The organism is Mesorhizobium sp. B1-1-8 (assembly GCF_006442795.2).
In the GTDB taxonomy this organism is placed as follows: Bacteria; Pseudomonadota; Alphaproteobacteria; order Rhizobiales; family Rhizobiaceae; genus Mesorhizobium.
The window spans coordinates 4,230,533-4,247,316 of sequence record NZ_CP083956.1; the positions used below are offsets into that span (position 1 = coordinate 4,230,533).

Consider the following 16,784-nt stretch of genomic DNA (forward strand, 5'->3'; position numbering starts at 1 on the left):
TACATTTTTATGGTTACGTTATATGGAAGAATTCCGATTTGAATGGGATCTGGAAAAGGCCAACTCAAATCTGCGCAAACATGGAGTCACTTTCGAGACTGCCGTTCGCGTTTTCGCCGATCCCTTCGCGTTGATGGAGCAGGATAGAGTCGAGAACGGTGAATACAGATGGCAAACCACAGGCTTGGTTGACGGCGCGCTGGTGTTATTGGTGGCCCACGCCGACCGAGAAGAAGACGGGATAGAAGTGGTCCGGATCATTTCGGCACGGCGGGCGACGAAAGCGGAAAGAAGACGTTATGAGCAAAACCGTTCGATATAAATTCGATCCGACAAATCCACCACCGCTGACCGAAGCCCAGAAGGCTGAAATCGCAGTTCTGAAGGCGCGACCGGAGGAGGATGTCGACACCAGCGATATTCCGGAATTGACGGAAGAGTTCTGGCGGAAGGCCGTCCGAAATCGGTATTTCAAACCGACCAAGCAGCAGCTGACGCTGCGTCTTGATTCTGATGTTATTGCTTGGTTCAAAGAGCACACGCCGGAAGGTCGTGGCTATCAAAGCGCAATCAACAAGGCACTGCGCGAATATGTGACGAAGCAGGACCGTAAGGCCGGCTAATCATACAACCCCATCGACCACCATAGCGACACCGGCAGCGGGTTCCACCAGCCGGTGCGCAGGCCGGCGGTGCGCAAGCCGGCCGCGGTCCAGGTGTTGCAGCCGACCAGCGCGTTGAAGTGGCCGTTGGCTTCGTAGAAGCGGTCGAACCTCGAATAGCCGGCATTGTCGATGACCACCGGCCCGTTCGGGCGCTGCTGGAAGCTCGCGGCGATATAGTCGAGGAGTGCTGAAAAATGCTCTCCGTCGATATCGAAGCCGGCGACATCGGGATGCGGCTCCAGAACCGCCCCGGCGACGTCGACATGCATTACCGAGGCGTCCACAGTCAGCGCCTTCAGCACCGGCACGGCCTTCAGCTCCGACCAGGTCGGCGTCTCCAGATAGAAGGCGCGGCCGCCCCAGCCGAAGACGAGATAGCGTGCGCTCGGCGCATCGATGGGCAGACCGGCATCGGCCAGGAAGTGAAAGCGCCGGCGCACGCCGTCATCGACAGGAATGGCGATGTCGGTGTGGATCGGGTTCCTCAGCACCAGTATGTGGCGGGTGCCCTCGCCCGCGGCCGCCGCCGGCCACAGCGGGCGCGGCACCAGGGTGCCGAGCAACCCGGCAAGCACCACTGCCACGATCAGCATGGCCAGGAAATGACCGAGTTTTCTCATGCGGCACCGACTGGAGATTTGCCCTCATAGCACGGTTTGCACGCAGTACACCGGCTTCGATCGGCCGTATTGGCAGGGTGCCGGCTTTTGAAAGGTTGATGAAAGGTTGATGACATAGACATCGGCATGCGTCCCCGCAAATGTCGCAAAAGCGATGGGAGAAGAGAGGGATGCGAGGAAACGAACCAAGGGAAGAGGCCATGTCGCTCGCGCGAACACTGCTCGATTCTGCCGCCACCACCGTATTTGTCGCCACGCTTGCCCTGTCCGCGCCGTCGGCGCACGCCGCCGACAAGATCTCGATCATGGTCGGCGGCTACGAAAAACAGATCTACCTGCCCGCCAAGCTTGCCGAGGCGCTCGGCTATTTCAAGGACGAGGGCCTCGACGTCGAGCTGCTCAACGAGCCGGCCGGCGTAGATGCCGAGAACGAGATGCTGGCCGGCGCCGTGCAGGGCGTGGTCGGCTTCTATGACCACAGCATCGACCTGCAGGCCAAGGGAAAGTTCGTCGAATCCGTCGTCCAGTTCAGCCAGGCGCCCGGCGAGGTCGAGCTCGTCTCGACGAAGCACCCTGAGATCAAGTCGCCGGCCGACTTCAAAGGCAAGAACCTCGGCGTCACCGGCCTCGGTTCCTCCACCAATTTCCTCACCGAGTATCTCGCTGTGAAGAACGGCCTGAAGCTTGGCGATTTCACATCGGTGCCGGTCGGCGCCGGCAACACCTTCATTGCGGCCATGCAGCAGGACAAGATCCAGGCGGGCATGACGACCGAGCCGACGATCACCCGGCTGCTCAAGACCGGCGAGGCGTCGGTTCTCATCGACATGCGCACCGTGGAAGGCACCAAGGCCGCGCTCGGCGGCACCTATCCGGCTGCATCGCTCTACATGCAGACCGAGTGGGTCGACGCCCATAAGGACACCGTGCAGAAGCTTGCCAACGCCTTCGTCAAGACGCTGCAGTTCATCAACACGCATAGCGGTGCCGAGATCGCCGACAAGATGCCGAAAGACTACTATGTCGGCGACAAGGAAGGCTATGTGAAGGCGCTCGACGCGGGCAAGGCGATGTTCACCGCCGACGGCGTCATGCCGCAGGGCGGCCCGGAGACGGTGCTCGCGGTTCTTTCGGCATTCAAGAAGGAACTGCAGGGCAAGCAGATCGACCTCTCCAAGACCTACACCACGGAATTCGTGAAGAACGTGAAATAGCGAACCGGCCGGCGCGAGGGGTTCGACCTCGCGCCGGCGCCCAAACCTGTTTCTACGTCCGGTGATCCCCGCGCGGCGATCGCCTGTTCTTGGAGTATGCGCATCATGGCCACCGAAAAGATCGCTCCGGCGATCGAGCTGATCAATGTCAGCCGTCGCTTCCTTTCCCCCACCGGCAAATCGCTGACGGCGATCCGTGATTTCACCATGACGGTCGAGCGCGGCGAATTCGTCGCCGTGGTAGGGCCGACGGGCTGCGGCAAGTCGACGACGCTCAACCTGGTCACCGGGCTTGCCAGCCCGAGCGCCGGCGAGGTCCGCGTCATGGGCGCGCCGGTCAAGGGCATCGACCCGCGCATCGGCTTCGTGTTCCAGACCGACGCGCTGTTTCCCTGGCGCACGGTGATCGAGAATGTCATGGCCGGACCGCTGTTTCGCGGCAAGCCGAAGGCGGAAGCCCAGGCGGCGGCCCGCGACTGGCTGGCACGCGTCGGCCTTGTGCGTTTCGAGCAGCACTATCCGCACCAGCTTTCCGGCGGCATGCGCAAGCGCGTGGCGCTGGCCCAGACCTTCATCAACGGCCCCGAGATCCTGCTCATGGACGAGCCTTTCTCGGCGCTCGACGTGCAGACCCGCGTGATGATGCATGAGGAGCTTTTGCGCCTGTGGTCCGACGCAAAGGCCTCAGTGGTCTTCGTCACCCACGATCTCGAGGAGGCGATCGCGCTGGCCGACAAGGTCTATGTGCTGACGGCAGGACCGGCGACGGTGAAATCGGTCTACACGATCGACCTGCCGCGCCCGCGCGTCGTCGCCGACATCCGCTACGAGCAGAGCTTCATCGACTATTCGCGCACCATCTGGGCCGACCTCAAGGAAGAGGTCGAGACCAGCTATGCCCGCGCGGCCGCGTAAGGGAGGCTTGCATGACAGACGCTACCATCAACATCAGCAACGGAGCCTTCAGGCCCGGCACTTCGGATGCGGAAATCGAGGCGGCCGCCGCCAAGGCTACACAGCATCGCCGCCGCATGGTGATGTTCTGGCGCATTGCCATCCTGATCGCCTTCCTCGGCTTGTGGGAAATCGCCGGCCGCATGGCCTGGATCGATCCCTTCTTCTACGCAATGCCGAGCACGATAGCCGGACGCCTCTACGAATGGGCGACCGAGGGAACGTCGGAAGGCCCGCTCTGGTACCACCTCTATGTCACCATGGAGGAATCGGTGCTGGGCTTCGTCACCGGGTCGGTGGCCGGCATCATCATCGGCGTCGCGCTCGGCCGCAACCGCATGGCCGCCGATATCTTCTCCATCTACATCAAGGTGATCAATTCCATCCCGCGTGTGGTGCTGGCGCCGATCTTCATCATGATCCTGGGCCTCGGGCTTGCCTCGAAGGTGGCGCTGGCCTTCATCATGGTCTTCTTCGTCGTCTTCCACAACGCCTTCCAGGGCGTGCGCGAGGCCGACCGGGCGATGATCGCCAATGCCCGCATCCTTGGGGCTTCCGACTGGCAGTTGACCCGTTCGGTCATCGTGCCATCGGCGATGAGCTGGATCTTCGCCAGCCTGCATGTCAGCTTCGGCTTCGCCATCATCGGCGCCATCGTCGGCGAGTTTGTCGGCTCGCGCTACGGCATTGGCCTGTTGATCAACATCGCCAAGGGCTCCTTCGACGCGGCCGGCATGTATGCGGCGATCGTCATCGTCATGGTGGTGGCGCTGGGCGCCGAGTACCTGATGACGATGGTCGAGAACCGGCTGGCGAAATGGCGGCCGCAGCCGCTGCACGAGACCCAGTGAGCCCGATCAGTCCTGCCGGTATGCCGGCAAACTGACACATGCGTTCAGTCCGGGCGGCGGCTGCCGCCCGGAAAGCACAATCTCACCGTCATGCGATGAGACGATCTCGCGCACGATGGCGAGGCCGAGGCCGGTGCCTTCGCTGCCGGCATCGGCGCCGCGATAGAAGCGTTCGAACACCTTCTCCCGGTCCGCTTCGGCAATGCCCGGCCCGGTATCCTCGACCCGCAGCACAACCCGCTCGCCATCGCGGCCGATCCGTGCGGTCACCGAGCCGCCCTCCGGCGTGTAGCGCAGGGCATTGTCGACGAGGTTGATGACAAGTTCGCGCAACAGCGTCGGATGGCCCCACACGACAAGCCCCTCTTCCTCGGCCTCGAACCCGAGGTCGATGTGCCGCGACAGCGCCGCTTGCGTCAGTCCCTCCAGCGCATCCCTGGCCACGGCGCCGAAATCGACTTCCGACTTCATCAGCGACGAGCTGCCTTGCTCGGCACGGGCCAGCGACAAGAGCTGGTTCGACAGCCGTGCCATGCCGTCGACCGACCTGTCGGCGGCGGCCAAAGCTTCCTCCTTGGCGGCAACACCCTTCTCGCGCAAGCCGACGCCAACCTGTGTCTTCAGGAGCGCCAGCGGGGTGCGCAGTTGATGCGCGGCATTGGCGACGAAGCGTCTTTGCGCCGCCATCTGCCGCTGGATGCGCTCGAACGCCTCGTTGAGCGCCTCGACCAGCGGCCGCAACTCGCTCTGCACGGCGTTGGCGGCGAACGGCTTGAGTTCCGCCGGATCACGCTCCACCACATCATTGCGGAGCCTGAGAATGGGCGCCAGGCCGCGGCGCAGTCCGAAGACGCCAAGCAGGCCGGCCGCCGCCACCAGCAGCACCTGATCGCGCAGCGCCTTCAGCCACAGGCTGGTCATCAGCTGGTCGTGCGCCCGCAGCGTCTGCCCGACGGCGACGATCGCGCTGCCCGGGTTCTGCGCGCTGACGATCGGCTGGGCAATGGCGACCGCGCGCATCGGCTGCTCGCGAAACCTGGTCTGGAAATAGACCGGCTCGAGGCCGACAGGCTCCCCCGGCGGCGCGATCACGTCGGGATACCCTGCAATGATCCGGCCGCGCGGCGTCGCCACGCGGTAGACGACGCGGTCGGGCGGATCGGAGGCGAACATTTCGAGCGCCGCCGGCGGGATCGGCGCTTCGAGCACCCCATCATTCTCGCGGATGTTCTCGGCGATCACCCTGGCGGACGCCAGCAGCGTGCGGTCGGTGATCAGGTCAGCGGTTTCGGCCGCGTTCCAATAGGTCGTCCAGACGTTGAACGAGACGACCGCCGTCAGCGGCACGACCAGCCAGGCAAGCAGTTCGCGCTGCAGGCTTCTACTTGGCATCATCGATCCGGAGCGCGTAGCCAAGACCGCGCAGCGTGGTGATGCCCACTCCGCTGCCTTCGAGCTTCTTGCGGACCCGGTGGATGCAGATCTCGAGCGCGTTGGGATTGGTCTCGTCATCGAAGCCGAAGATGTTCTCGGCGAGCACCGTCTTCTGCACAGGCCGGCCCGCGCGCAGGATCATCGTTTCGAGAACGGCATGTTCCCTGCCCGTCAGGTGAAGCGGCGTCTCGCCCAGCATGAAAGTCCGACCGTGCGTGTCGAAGGCAAGGCTGCCGAAGCGCACCACGGGATCGAAATTCGCCCTGCCCCGCCGAAGCTGGGCACGCACACGCGCCTCGAACTCATCGACGTTGAAAGGCTTGACCAGGTAGTCGTCGGCGCCGCTGTCGAGGCCGCGCACGCGGCTGGAGACGGCGTCGTTGGCGGTGAGGATGATGACCGGCGTCGTGCTGCCGCGGCCGCGCAGCCGGCGCAGCACTTCGATGCCATCGAGATGCGGCAGCGCAAGGTCAAGGATCACCAGCGCATAGTCCTGGCTGGCGAGCGCGGCGTCGGCGTCGTCGCCGCGATAGACGCAGTCGATCACGTAATTATCGCGCCTGAGCAGGCGGGAAAGCCAGGTCGACAATTCGCGATTGTCTTCGGCAAGCAGAATGCGCATCACTCGTTCCGTCCGCAGCCTTGCGTGAGGTTGGCTGCCTTGCGGCGTATAAGAACATCAGCACCTGCGCAAAAGCGCAATCGCCGGCTCCCGGACGAACGAAAAAGAGCCCGGCCGTGGCGCGGCCGGGCTCTGCTGAATGGTGCAGGACCGCTCAGTGCAGGATCTGCGACAGGAACAGCTTCGTGCGCTCATGGCGCGGATGGTCGAAGAACTCGGCCGGCGTGTTCTGCTCGACGATCTGGCCCTGGTCCATGAAGATCACGCGGTTGGCGACCTTGCGGGCGAAACCCATCTCGTGGGTGACGCAGAGCATGGTCATGCCTTCCTCGGCCAGCCCAACCATGGTCTCCAGCACTTCCTTGATCATTTCCGGATCGAGCGCCGAGGTCGGCTCGTCGAACAGCATGATGCGCGGGTTCATGCATAGCGAGCGGGCGATCGCCACGCGCTGCTGCTGGCCGCCGGAGAGCTGACCCGGATATTTGTTGGCCTGTTCCGGGATTTTCACGCGCTTGAGGAAATGCATGGCGATTTCCTCGGCCTGCTTCTTCGGCGTCTTGCGCACCCAGATCGGCGCCAGCGTGCAGTTTTCCAGGATGGTCAGATGCGGGAACAAATTGAAGTGCTGGAACACCATGCCGACCTCGCGGCGCACCTCGTCGATCTTTTTCAGATCGTTGGTGAGTTCCTTGCCGTCAACGATAATCTTGCCCTTCTGGTGCTCCTCCAGGCGGTTGATGCAGCGGATCATGGTCGACTTGCCGGAGCCGGACGGGCCGCAGATGACAATGCGCTCGCCGCGCATCACCTTGAGGTTGATGTCCTTCAGAACATGGAACTCGCCATACCATTTGTGCATGGCGATGATGTCGATGGCGACATCGGTGGTCGAGATGTGCATCTTCTTGGCATCGACCTTGATTTCTTCCGCGCTGACGGCGTTTTCGGTGGCCATGGCCGGGTTCCCCTTTTTATCGTTGGATTTTGATGCATGTCGTTACCCCAAAACCGCTACACATTTCTGGGCGACATGCATCAGCGTTTGTAGCCGGTGTCGAGCCGGCGTTCGGTATACATTGAATAGCGCGACATGCCGAAGCAGAACAGCCAGAACACAAAGGCGGCGAAGATCAGGCCGGATTTCGCCGTTTGCGGCGTCGCCCAGTTGGCGTCCGACAGGTTCTGCTTGACCACGCCCAACAGGTCGAAGATCGAGATGATGAGCACCAGGCTGGTGTCTTTGAACATGCCGATGAAGGTGTTGACGATGGCCGGGATGACCAGCTTCAGCGCCTGCGGCAGCACGATCAGGCCCATCTTCTGCCAATAGCCGAGGCCGAGCGAATCGGCGCCCTCATACTGACCCTTCGGGATCGCCTGCAGGCCGCCGCGCACCACTTCGGCCATGTAGGCGGCGGCAAACAGCGACACGCCGATCAGCGCGCGCAGGAACTTGTCGAAGGTCACGCCCTCCGGCAGGAACAGCGGCAGCATGACGCTGGCGAAGAACAGCACCGTGATCAGCGGAATGCCGCGCACGAACTCGATGAAGATGACACACAGGAGCTTGACGATCGGCATTTTCGATCGGCGGCCGAGCGCCAGCACCGTGCCCAGCGGCAGCGATACCACAATGCCGACGAAGGAGAGGCTGAGCGTGACCAGGAGGCCGCCCCAGCGCGAGGTCTCGACATGCGGCAGCCCGAACACGCCGCCGGACAGCAGAAAGAAGGAGACGACCGGAAGCACCAGGAAGAGCAGGATCGCGTTCAGCCCCTTGCGCGGCACGCGCGGGATCAGCATCGGCACCAAAAGAACCACCAGCAGGACCGCAACCAGGATCGGCCGCCAGCGCTCTTCGATCGGATAGGTGCCGAAGATGAACTGCCCGAACTTGGCGTTGACGAAGGCCCAGCAGGCGCCGCTCCAGCCATCCGGCTGGATGCCGCCTTGCGCGACGGTGGCGCAGACGGTGCGGTTCGGCCCGGTCCACTGGGCGTTGATGAAAGCCCAGTTGATGACCTGCGGCAGGATCATCGCAACGATGGCGATGCCAAGCACGGTCAGGATCGTGTCGCCGACCGATCCGATGAGGTTCTTGCGCACCCAGGCGACAGGGCCGCGCACGCTTAGCGGCGCGGGTTCGGCCAGCGCCATTTCGGTGCGCACCCAGGACATATCGTGTTCCTGCATGGCCCTACCTCTCCACCAGCGCCATTCTGGCATTGACCACGTTCATGACCGCCGAGGTGACGAGGCTCAGCACCAGATAGGCAATCATCATGATGAAGACGCCCTCAACCGCCTGCCCCGTCTGGTTGAGGACCGTGCCGGCGGTGGCGGTGAGATCGGGATAGCCGATGGCGATCGCCAGCGAGGAGTTCTTGGTCAGGTTCAGGTATTGGCTGGTCATCGGCGGAATGACGATGCGCATGGCCTGCGGCACCACGACAAGGCGCAGGATCGGGCTGGAGCGCAGGCCGAGTGCCGCGGCCGCCTCGGTCTGGCCTTTGCTGACGCCCCTGATGCCGGCGCGCACGATCTCGGCGATGAAGGCTGCCGTGTAGAAGGAGAGCGCCAGCAAGAGCGACAGGAATTCCGGCTTGAGCAGGAAGCCGCCGGTCAGGTTGAAGGTCGACTGTTTCGGAAAATCGAAGGCGAGCGGCATGCCGGCAAGCAGGAAGGCAAGCACCGGCAGGCCGACAATCAGCGCGGCGGAGGTCCAGAACACCGGGAATTGCTGACCGGTCGCCATCTGCCGCTGGCGCGCCATGCGGGCGACGAACCAGGCCATGGCAATCGCCACAAGGAGCGCGACCAGGATCAGCCAGGAGCCAGCACCCCAGATAGCGCGCGGAAAATAGAAGCCGCGCTGGTTGAGGAGGGAGCCGAACGGCAGATGAATGCTCTCGCGCGGCGGCGGCAGCACGGCCAGCACGCCCGAATACCAGAAGAAAATGACGAGCAGCGGCGGAATATTGCGGAAGATCTCGACATAGACGGTGCAGATCTTGCGGATCAGCCAGTTGTGCGACAGCCGGCCGATGCCGATGATGAAGCCGACGATGGTGGCAATGACGATGCCGGCAACGGCAATGATGATCGTGTTGAGGAGGCCGACGACGATGGCGCGGAAATAGGTCGAATCTGACGTGTAGGCGATCGGCGTGTCGGAGATATCGAAGCCTGCCCTGCCCCTGAGGAAGCCGAAGCCCGACGCGATGTGGAGACGGTGAAGGTTATCGATAACGTTCAGCACGATCCAGTAGATCGAGCCGAACAAAAGGATGATCACCAGCGTCTGGAAGAAGAGACTGCGTATTTTCGGGTCATTGACGAAGGAGCCGCGGCTCGGCTCCTCGCGTAGGATTTCCTGCGAAGCCATGCGACCATCCCCTGGAAAGAGAAACCGGAAGGCAGAGGATCTGCCTCCCGGATCACATTTCAATCAGCGGATCGGCGGAGCGTATTGCAGGCCGCCCTTGGTCCACAGCGCGTTAATGCCGCGGGCAATCTTGAGCGGGCTGCCCGAGCCGACATTCCTCTCGAACATTTCACCGTAATTGCCGACGGCCTTGACGATGTTGACGACCCAGTCGTTGGACACGCCTAGATCGGTGCCGATCTTGGTGTCGGCTTCCTGGCCGAGGACGCGCTTGATCTCGGGATTGTCCGAATTCTTCATCTCGTCGACATTGGCCTTGGTGATGCCGAGCTCCTCCGCGTCGAGCAGCGCGAACAGGGTCCACTTGACGATGTGGTACCACTGGTCGTCGCCCTGGCGCACGGCCGGGCCGAGCGGCTCCTTGGAGATGATCTCGGGCAGCACGACATGGTCGGCCGGCGAACCCAGCGTCAGGCGGATGCCGTATAGGCCCGACTGATCGGTGGTGTAGACGTCGCAGCGGCCGGCATCATAAGCGGCGTTGACCTCTTCCAGCTTCTCGAACACGACCGGGTTGTATTCCATCTTGTTCGACTTGAAATAGTCGGCAAGGTTGAGCTCGGTCGTAGTGCCGCTCTGCACGCAGACGGCGGCGCCCGAGAGCTGCAACGCCGAGTTCACGCCCGGCAGCTTCTTGGCGTTGATCATGAAACCCTGGCCGTCATAGTAAGTGACGCCGACGAAGTTCAGGCCAAGCGCGGTATCACGGTTGATCGTCCAGGTGGTGTTGCGCGACAGGATGTCGATTTCGCCCGATTGCAGCGCGGTGAAACGCTCCTTGGCGCTGAGCGGCGTGAACTTGACCTTGGTGCCGTCGCCGAAGACGGCGGCCGCGACGGCGCGGCAGAAATCCGCGTCGATGCCTTGCCATTCACCCTTGTCGTCCGGTGCCGAGAAGCCGGCGAGGCCGGTCGAGACGCCGCACTGGATGAAGCCCTTCTGCTTCACGGTGTCCAGCGTGCCGGCCGAAGCGGCCGACGCCGCGAACCCGAATGCGGCGGCGCCAAGAATGCCGATTGCAATGTGTTTCATGACCCACAGACCCTTTTCTGCTTACAGGCGCCCCTGCTTCCCAGGCAGCCCTGATTTTTTCGAGTGTGAATGCAGCTCCCACTTACGGCCCACTCCCGGACCCGCATCATTGCCGATGCACTGCCTCCCATTCACGAAACGCATCGAAGGCGATTATTCCTGTGAGGTCAAGGGAAATGACCGGATGCGCACGCCTTTGAAAAGCAATTGCCGCAAATGCGCGGATTGCAGACAAACACGCTAACAAATCGGCTAATCTTGCCAATAAAGTCGGCAAAGGCCGGTCAGCCGGATCGGCATGATATTCTGGAAATTGCTGCTTCGGCTTTACTGCGGGTCACGGCGCTTTGCCAATTAACCGCTTTGTCGGCATTCTCGCGCCATATGGTAAAACCGCGGGACGGTCAGATCGTCACGACGACCTTGCCGAACTGTTCGTTCGATTCCAGGAAGCGGTAGGCGTCGGCGATCTGTTCGAAGGGGAAGGTCCTGGCGATAACCGGCCTGAGGTCACCCGCCTCCAGCCCTGCGAGGATGAATTTCCTGGCCTCTTCGAGCTTGCCTGGATTGCCGGTGATCTCATGGACGAGATAGCCGCGCAGTGTCAGGCACTTGGCGAGCACCGTGGATAGGGGAAAGGGCGTGGGTTCGGGGCTCAGGCCGCCATACTCCAGCAGAATGCCGCCGCGCGACATCGCTGCCGTCAGCGGCGCGAAAATCGGACCGCCGACCGCCTCGAGCACGACGCGCACCCCGTCGCGGCCGGCGATGTGCTTCAGCCGGGCCTCGAGGTCTTCCTCCGCCATCGCGATGACATGCGCAGCGCCCGCCTCGTGCAACGCCTGCCTTTTGCGGGACGTGCGGGTCACGGCGACCGCCGTTGCCCCGACCATATTGGCGATCTGGATTGCGGCGAGGCCGACGCTGCTCGAGGCCGCGGTAATGACGACGAAGTCGCCGCTGCCCAGCCTGGCAATGTCGACCAGCGCGCCGTAAGCGGTCAGATATTTCATCCACAGCGCCGCCGCGGCTCCCCAGCTAAGAGACGGCGGATGCCTGACGACAAGCCCGGCGGGAACGGTAACGAGCTCGCCATGGGTAGGCCAACGGATCATCGAGACCGGCGGCACGATGCTGACGGCGTCGCCCACGGCCAGCCCCTCGACGCCTTGGCCAAGGGACTCGACGACACCGGCAGCCTCCAGGCCGAGCCCGGAAGGCAATTGCGCGGTCTCGATGTAGGTGCCCGCCCGAAACGATACCTCGGCGCGATTGAGGCCCAGCGCTTTGACGCTGATCCGCACCTCGCCTGGAACTGGCGGCGGCACCTCTACATCCTCGATGCACAGAACCTCGGGACCGCCGAGGCGATGAAAGCGAACCACTCGTGCCATCCGGCCAACTCCAAAAAGATTGAACGGAATGAGCTATGCCGGCGGACTTCCTGACGATAAATAGCTCGCGGAACAGAACAGTCGAAACTGTGGGTTTTGAATATGGACCGGCTTGCCAGTATGGAAGTGTTCGTCAAGGCCGTCGACCAAGGCTCGTTCGCCGCGGCTGCGGCCGCGCTCGATCTCTCCGCACCGATGGTCGGCAAGCATGTCCGGTTTCTCGAAGAGCGGCTCGGCGTGCGCCTCATCAACCGAACGACGCGACGCCGGAGCCTGACCGATTTCGGACGCGCCTATTATGAACGATGCCGGGTAGTGCTCGCCGAGGCCGAGGCGGCGGACGCGCTGGCGGCCGACCAGCTCTCCGAGCCGCGCGGCAAGCTGCGCGTCACCATGCCGGCGCATTTCGGCCGGCGCTGCGTTTTGCCGATTCTGCTCGAGCTTGCGCGGCACCGTCCGACGCTGGAGCTCGATTTGTCGCTGAACGACCGCTTCGCCGACCTTGCCGAGGATGGCTACGATCTTGCCATCCGCACCGGCGACCTGGAAGACAGAGCCGGGGTGATCGCACGGCGCGTCGCACGCCAGCGCATGGTGGTGTGCGCGTCACCTTCCTATCTCGAAAAGCATGGCGAGCCGCGACAGATCGAGGAGTTGGACGGGCACGACGCCATCATCTATCGCCGCTCGGACCGCATCGTTCAACCGTGGCTGTTTCCGCGAAGCGGGCAACAGCAACTGGAGGTGATGCCGGCCAGCCGTCTGCGGCTCGACGACCTCGATGCAATCGCCGATGCCGCGACCGCCGGCCTTGGGCTTGCCTGGCTGCCCGTCTGGCTGGTTCGCGAGCGCATCCAGGCGGGCGCGCTGACCCTGCTTTGGCCGGACCGGCCGGAGTATCTCTACGATGTCCATGTGCTGTGGCTGCGAACGCCGCATTTGCCGCTCAAGGTCCGCGTCGCCGTCGACGCGCTGGCCGCCGGATTGCCGAAGCTTGTGGGCTGAGGCGAGGAATGGCGGGGGACAAATGGCCGCCGTCGGTTTGCGAGCTGCGCGCCATGAGGACGATTTGGCCCACCCGAACACCGCCGCTTGGCGGGTTCGCGGCGGTTGCACGGCCTTTGCCGCCGCTCTATGGCTGGGCCCTGACATCTTTCGACGGGTAACGAACCATGGCAACAAACGGCAGCGAGATCGGCATCAACACGCGGCTTGCCCATTCCGGCAACAACCCTCGCGACTATTTCGGCTTCGTCAATCCGCCGGTGGTGCATGCCTCGACCGTGCTCTATCCAGACGCCGCCTCGATGGTCACACGCGCACAGAAATACACCTATGGGACACGCGGCACGCCGACGATGGATGCGCTCACGCTCGCCGTCGATGCGCTGGAGGGTTCGGCAGGCACCATCGCCGTGCCGTCCGGGCTCGCGGCGGTGACGGTGCCGCTCATCACCTTCCTCGCCGCCGGCGACCATTTGCTGATCGTCGACAGCATCTACCACCCGACGCGCCATTTCGCCGACACGATGCTGAAGCGGCTCGGCGTCGAGGTCGAATATTACGATCCGCGCATCGGCGCCGGCATCGCCGCGCTGATCAAGCCCAACACCAGGGTCGTATTCACGGAATCGCCAGCGTCAAACACCTATGAGGTGCAGGACATTCCGGCGATCGCCAAGGCGGCACACGCGGCGAACGCCATCGTCATGATGGACAACACCTGGGCAACGCCGATCTATTTCAAGCCGCTCGATCATGACGTCGACATCTCGATCCATGCGGCGACGAAATACCCGGCCGGCCATTCCGACGTGCTGCTCGGCCTCGTCTCGGCCAACGAGGCGTGCTGGAAGCAGCTCTACGAAGGGTTCTGCACGCTGGGCTGCTGCTCCGGCCCGGACGACATCTATCAGGTGCTGCGCGGCCTGCGCACGATGGGGGTGCGGCTGGAGCACCACCAGAAAAGCGCGTTGGCGATCGCGCGCTGGCTGGAGGAACAGCCGGGCGTCGCGCAAGTGCTGCATCCGGCGCTGCCGAGCCACCCGGATCACGCACTGTGGAAGCGCGATTTCTGCGGCTCCAGCGGCATCTTCTCGATCGTGCTCAAGGGCGGCGGGCAGAAGGCGCAGCATGCCTTCCTCGACGCGCTGACGATCTTCGGCCTCGGTTATTCCTGGGGCGGCTACGAAAGCCTCGCCGTGCCGGTCTTCCTCGGCGACCGCACCGTCGCCAGGGGTTCCTATGAAGGACCGCTGCTGCGCCTGCAGATCGGGCTGGAGGATGTCGAGGACCTCAAGGCCGACCTGTTGCGCGGGCTCGCCGCGGCGGCCGAAGCCTGAGTGAGGGCCGACCGGCGGGAACTCTTAGGACCTGCCTGATGGTGACGTTCCTTCAGGCACAAGCCGGTTGCCGAACCGATTCCGCAAAAGGCCGTAACGCCTTGGCGCAATTGAGAAAGCCGAGGCCGCTAGCGGTGAGGCGCGTGTATCGTCTCGCGCAATAATATTCTTCCCGGTCGCGAATATACGAATTGGTTTGGCTTCCAAATCCGTGGCTTCGGCGGCATTGCGAGCAGCGCAAAATCATCATTCGATACCTCAAGCTACTGGGCCTGCCATGGCGTTCCGCCTCTTCGTTCCGATCCTGGCCGGCGCTACACTGCGCGAGCGGTTGCTCGCCTGCATCGGCGCCACCATCGGCATCGCGCTGACCGGCGTGATCAGCGGGCTCGCCATGGGTGGCGGCCCGCATGTGGCGATGCTGGTAGCGCCGATGGGCGCTTCGGCCGTGCTGCTCTTTGCCGTGCCGTCGAGCCCATTGGCGCAGCCCTGGTCGATCATCGGCGGCAATTCGATCTCGGCGTTGGTCGGCGTGACGGTGGCGCATTTCGTGCATGACCCGGTGATCGCGTCCGGCCTTGCCGTGGCCCTGGCGATTGCCGCGATGTCATTCACCCGCTGCCTGCATCCGCCGGGCGGTGCCGCGGCACTGACCGGCGTGCTCGGCGGACCGGCCGTGGTCAGCGCCGGCTTCCTGTTCCCTTTCGTGCCGGTGGCGCTGAACTCGACCATCCTCGTCGCGCTCGGCTTCTTCTTCCACCTGCTGTCGCGGCGCAACTATCCGCATGTCCATGTGCCGACCGCGAACAGCCACGGCACTTCCGACCGGCCGCCGACCGAGCGCGTTGGCTTCCGGCCCGAGGATGTCGATGCGGCGCTCAAGGCGCTCGACGAAACCTTCGACATCGACCGCGACGACCTCGAGCGGCTGCTGCGCCAGGTCGAGCTGCAGGCGATGGTGCGCTCGCACCGGACGCTGCTCTGCCAGGACATCATGTCCCGCGACGTGATCTCGGTGCCGGAGCATGCGTCGACCGACGAGGCGCGAATGCAATTGCTCGACCACAACCTTCGCACCCTGCCGGTGGTCGACGCCGAGGCAAGGCTGGCCGGAGCCGTCGGCCTGCGCGAGCTGACCAGGGCGATCGACACGGTGAAGAGCGTCATGTCGAAGGCAGGCACCGCTTCGCCCGAGACGCCGGCGATGAGCCTGCTTCCGGTGCTCACCGACGGGCGCAGCCACGCGGTGGTGATCGTCGATGCCGAGCGACGCATTCTCGGCCTGATCACCCAGACAGACCTTCTGGCGGCCGCCGCGCGCATGCCGGCGGCAGACAAGGCGCCGCTCAAGGCTGTAGCGTAGCGGCAGGCCGCCAGCTTCGGGAACCTTTTTCCGGCAGGCGCGTCCAATGCGCGACGGAATCGTCTGCAGGGAGAGATCAGGGTCACGATGAGGAAGCTTGCTATACCGGCGGCTGCGGTTGCCTCAAACGGCGACATGGCGCTGGTGCGCCGGGCGCTGGCCCGCGAGGCGGATGCCTTTCGCCTGATCATCAAGACGCACAACCAGCGGCTCTACCGCATCGCGCGCGGCGTGGTGCGCAACGACGCCGAGGCCGAGGACATCGTCCAGGAGGCCTATGTTCGGGCTTTTTCCAATCTTGGCGCCTTTCGCGGCGATGCCTCGCTCTCCACCTGGCTGTCGCGCATCGTCATCAACGAGGCGCTCGGCCGGCTGCGTAAAGGCAAGCGTACGGTGGTGATGGCAGACAATCCGGAGGCGCAGATCATCCGCTTCCCCTTGAATCCAAGCGACGATCCGGAGCGGACGATGGCGCAGCGGCAGATCCTCGGCCTTGTCGAACGGGCGACCGACAGTCTGCCCGATGTCTATCGCACCGTCTTCGTCGCTCGCGTCATCGAGGGCCTCAGCATCGAGGAAACCGCCGACCTGCTCGGCGTCAAGCCGGAGACGGTGAAGACCAGGCTGCACCGCGCCCGCGCGTTGGTGCGCAAGGCGCTGGACGACGAGATCGGGCCTGTGCTGCTCGATGCCTTCCCCTTCGCCGGCCGGCGCTGCGAGCGGCTGACCCAGGCGGTGATGAGAAGGCTCGGCGTCGAGAGCTGATTTTTGGGGAACGTTTTGCCGCCGCCCGCATCCAATGTGCGTCAACCCCAGATGAAGCCTTGGCAAAAGCTGCCGGGCGA

General features: G+C 63.7%; 17 protein-coding genes. 9 read left to right on the top strand and 8 right to left on the bottom strand.

All coding sequences use genetic code 11. The features are described 5' to 3' along the window. Nucleotides 1-22: 22 nt before the first annotated feature. Both FJ974_RS20560 and FJ974_RS20565 read left to right on the top strand, forming a co-directional pair. Nucleotides 23-322 (top strand): BrnT family toxin, encoded by a 300-nt coding sequence (locus FJ974_RS20560; protein ID WP_140536576.1) that lies wholly within the window; start codon nt 23-25, stop codon nt 320-322. Then, entirely contained in the window at nt 300-623 is a 324-nt protein-coding gene (locus tag FJ974_RS20565) for a BrnA antitoxin family protein (protein WP_140536578.1), read from the top strand. The genes FJ974_RS20560 and FJ974_RS20565 overlap by 23 nt, the downstream gene beginning before the upstream one ends. Here the strand turns inward: FJ974_RS20565 and FJ974_RS20570 are convergent. Further along, the gene (locus tag FJ974_RS20570; protein WP_140536581.1) at nt 620-1,285 is read right to left on the bottom strand and encodes a TIGR02117 family protein; all 666 of its coding nucleotides are present in this window, start codon (nt 1,283-1,285) and stop codon (nt 620-622) included. The two genes, FJ974_RS20565 and FJ974_RS20570, sit on opposite strands and share 4 nt — an antisense overlap. Nucleotides 1,286-1,485: 200 nt before the next feature. On the opposite strand from FJ974_RS20570, the gene FJ974_RS20575 reads away from it, so the two are divergent. From FJ974_RS20575 to FJ974_RS20585, 3 genes are all read left to right on the top strand, one after another. Further along, nucleotides 1,486-2,499 (top strand): ABC transporter substrate-binding protein, encoded by a 1,014-nt coding sequence (locus FJ974_RS20575; RefSeq protein ID WP_140536583.1) that lies wholly within the window; start codon nt 1,486-1,488, stop codon nt 2,497-2,499. Between the two features lie 105 nt (nt 2,500-2,604). Next, entirely contained in the window at nt 2,605-3,414 is an 810-nt protein-coding gene (locus FJ974_RS20580; RefSeq protein WP_140536586.1) for an ABC transporter ATP-binding protein, read from the top strand. Between the two features lie 11 nt (nt 3,415-3,425). After that, the gene (locus tag FJ974_RS20585) at nt 3,426-4,304 is read left to right on the top strand and encodes an ABC transporter permease (protein WP_140536589.1); all 879 of its coding nucleotides are present in this window, start codon (nt 3,426-3,428) and stop codon (nt 4,302-4,304) included. A 6-nt stretch (nt 4,305-4,310) separates the two neighbouring features. On the opposite strand, the gene FJ974_RS20590 is transcribed toward FJ974_RS20585, so the two are convergent. From FJ974_RS20590 to FJ974_RS20620, 7 genes are all read right to left on the bottom strand, one after another. Further along, nucleotides 4,311-5,699, bottom strand: coding sequence for a sensor histidine kinase (locus FJ974_RS20590; RefSeq protein ID WP_140536591.1), 1,389 nt, complete (start codon nt 5,697-5,699; stop codon nt 4,311-4,313). Next, nucleotides 5,686-6,360, bottom strand: a complete 675-nt coding sequence (locus tag FJ974_RS20595; RefSeq protein WP_140536594.1) for a response regulator — start codon at nt 6,358-6,360, stop codon at nt 5,686-5,688. Before FJ974_RS20595 ends, FJ974_RS20590 begins: the two co-directional genes overlap by 14 nt. Nucleotides 6,361-6,514: 154 nt before the next feature. After that, nucleotides 6,515-7,318 carry an amino acid ABC transporter ATP-binding protein gene (locus tag FJ974_RS20600; protein WP_140536596.1) on the bottom strand — a complete coding sequence of 268 codons (804 nt, stop codon included), beginning with the start codon at nt 7,316-7,318 and terminating at the stop codon, nt 6,515-6,517. Nucleotides 7,319-7,398: 80 nt separating this feature from the next. Continuing rightward, nucleotides 7,399-8,556, bottom strand: a complete 1,158-nt coding sequence (locus tag FJ974_RS20605; protein WP_140536599.1) for an amino acid ABC transporter permease — start codon at nt 8,554-8,556, stop codon at nt 7,399-7,401. Nucleotides 8,557-8,560: 4 nt separating this feature from the next. After that, nucleotides 8,561-9,748, bottom strand: a complete 1,188-nt coding sequence (locus tag FJ974_RS20610; protein WP_140536601.1) for an amino acid ABC transporter permease — start codon at nt 9,746-9,748, stop codon at nt 8,561-8,563. A gap of 63 nt (nt 9,749-9,811) precedes the next feature. After that, nucleotides 9,812-10,840, bottom strand: coding sequence for an amino acid ABC transporter substrate-binding protein (locus tag FJ974_RS20615; RefSeq protein ID WP_140536604.1), 1,029 nt, complete (start codon nt 10,838-10,840; stop codon nt 9,812-9,814). Nucleotides 10,841-11,244: 404 nt separating this feature from the next. After that, on the bottom strand, nt 11,245-12,234 hold the full coding sequence (locus FJ974_RS20620) for a zinc-dependent alcohol dehydrogenase family protein (protein ID WP_140536606.1): 990 nt from the start codon (nt 12,232-12,234) through the stop codon (nt 11,245-11,247). 102 nt (nt 12,235-12,336) lie between these two features. Between FJ974_RS20620 and FJ974_RS20625 the strand changes: the two genes are divergently transcribed. The 4 genes from FJ974_RS20625 (at nt 12,337) to FJ974_RS20640 (ending at nt 16,704) form a co-directional block, all read left to right on the top strand. Beyond that, nucleotides 12,337-13,239 carry a LysR family transcriptional regulator gene (locus FJ974_RS20625; protein WP_140536609.1) on the top strand — a complete coding sequence of 301 codons (903 nt, stop codon included), beginning with the start codon at nt 12,337-12,339 and terminating at the stop codon, nt 13,237-13,239. Between the two features lie 167 nt (nt 13,240-13,406). After that, nucleotides 13,407-14,576 (top strand): cystathionine beta-lyase, encoded by a 1,170-nt coding sequence (locus FJ974_RS20630; protein WP_140536611.1) that lies wholly within the window; start codon nt 13,407-13,409, stop codon nt 14,574-14,576. 277 nt (nt 14,577-14,853) lie between these two features. Beyond that, the gene (locus tag FJ974_RS20635) at nt 14,854-15,939 is read left to right on the top strand and encodes an HPP family protein (protein ID WP_140536614.1); all 1,086 of its coding nucleotides are present in this window, start codon (nt 14,854-14,856) and stop codon (nt 15,937-15,939) included. Nucleotides 15,940-16,026: 87 nt separating this feature from the next. Next, nucleotides 16,027-16,704, top strand: coding sequence for an RNA polymerase sigma factor (locus tag FJ974_RS20640; RefSeq protein ID WP_140536616.1), 678 nt, complete (start codon nt 16,027-16,029; stop codon nt 16,702-16,704). The last annotated feature ends 80 nt before the right edge of the window (nt 16,705-16,784 follow it).

What these genes read in the sequence shown, in the direction of transcription:
- FJ974_RS20560 (WP_140536576.1), top strand. Translation starts at nt 23, where the DNA reads ATGGAAGAATTCCGATTTGAATGGGATCTGGAAAAGGCCAACTCAAAT.
- FJ974_RS20630 (WP_140536611.1), top strand. Translation starts at nt 13,407, where the DNA reads ATGGCAACAAACGGCAGCGAGATCGGCATCAACACGCGGCTTGCCCAT.
- FJ974_RS20610 (WP_140536601.1), bottom strand. Translation starts at nt 9,748, where the DNA reads ATGGCTTCGCAGGAAATCCTACGCGAGGAGCCGAGCCGCGGCTCCTTC.
- FJ974_RS20615 (WP_140536604.1), bottom strand. Translation starts at nt 10,840, where the DNA reads ATGAAACACATTGCAATCGGCATTCTTGGCGCCGCCGCATTCGGGTTC.
- FJ974_RS20570 (WP_140536581.1), bottom strand. Translation starts at nt 1,285, where the DNA reads ATGAGAAAACTCGGTCATTTCCTGGCCATGCTGATCGTGGCAGTGGTG.
- FJ974_RS20605 (WP_140536599.1), bottom strand. Translation starts at nt 8,556, where the DNA reads ATGCAGGAACACGATATGTCCTGGGTGCGCACCGAAATGGCGCTGGCC.
- FJ974_RS20565 (WP_140536578.1), top strand. Translation starts at nt 300, where the DNA reads ATGAGCAAAACCGTTCGATATAAATTCGATCCGACAAATCCACCACCG.
- FJ974_RS20625 (WP_140536609.1), top strand. Translation starts at nt 12,337, where the DNA reads ATGGACCGGCTTGCCAGTATGGAAGTGTTCGTCAAGGCCGTCGACCAA.
- FJ974_RS20575 (WP_140536583.1), top strand. Translation starts at nt 1,486, where the DNA reads ATGTCGCTCGCGCGAACACTGCTCGATTCTGCCGCCACCACCGTATTT.
- FJ974_RS20580 (WP_140536586.1), top strand. Translation starts at nt 2,605, where the DNA reads ATGGCCACCGAAAAGATCGCTCCGGCGATCGAGCTGATCAATGTCAGC.
- FJ974_RS20595 (WP_140536594.1), bottom strand. Translation starts at nt 6,360, where the DNA reads ATGCGCATTCTGCTTGCCGAAGACAATCGCGAATTGTCGACCTGGCTT.
- FJ974_RS20635 (WP_140536614.1), top strand. Translation starts at nt 14,854, where the DNA reads ATGGCGTTCCGCCTCTTCGTTCCGATCCTGGCCGGCGCTACACTGCGC.
- FJ974_RS20590 (WP_140536591.1), bottom strand. Translation starts at nt 5,699, where the DNA reads ATGATGCCAAGTAGAAGCCTGCAGCGCGAACTGCTTGCCTGGCTGGTC.
- FJ974_RS20600 (WP_140536596.1), bottom strand. Translation starts at nt 7,318, where the DNA reads ATGGCCACCGAAAACGCCGTCAGCGCGGAAGAAATCAAGGTCGATGCC.
- FJ974_RS20620 (WP_140536606.1), bottom strand. Translation starts at nt 12,234, where the DNA reads ATGGCACGAGTGGTTCGCTTTCATCGCCTCGGCGGTCCCGAGGTTCTG.
- FJ974_RS20585 (WP_140536589.1), top strand. Translation starts at nt 3,426, where the DNA reads ATGACAGACGCTACCATCAACATCAGCAACGGAGCCTTCAGGCCCGGC.
- FJ974_RS20640 (WP_140536616.1), top strand. Translation starts at nt 16,027, where the DNA reads ATGAGGAAGCTTGCTATACCGGCGGCTGCGGTTGCCTCAAACGGCGAC.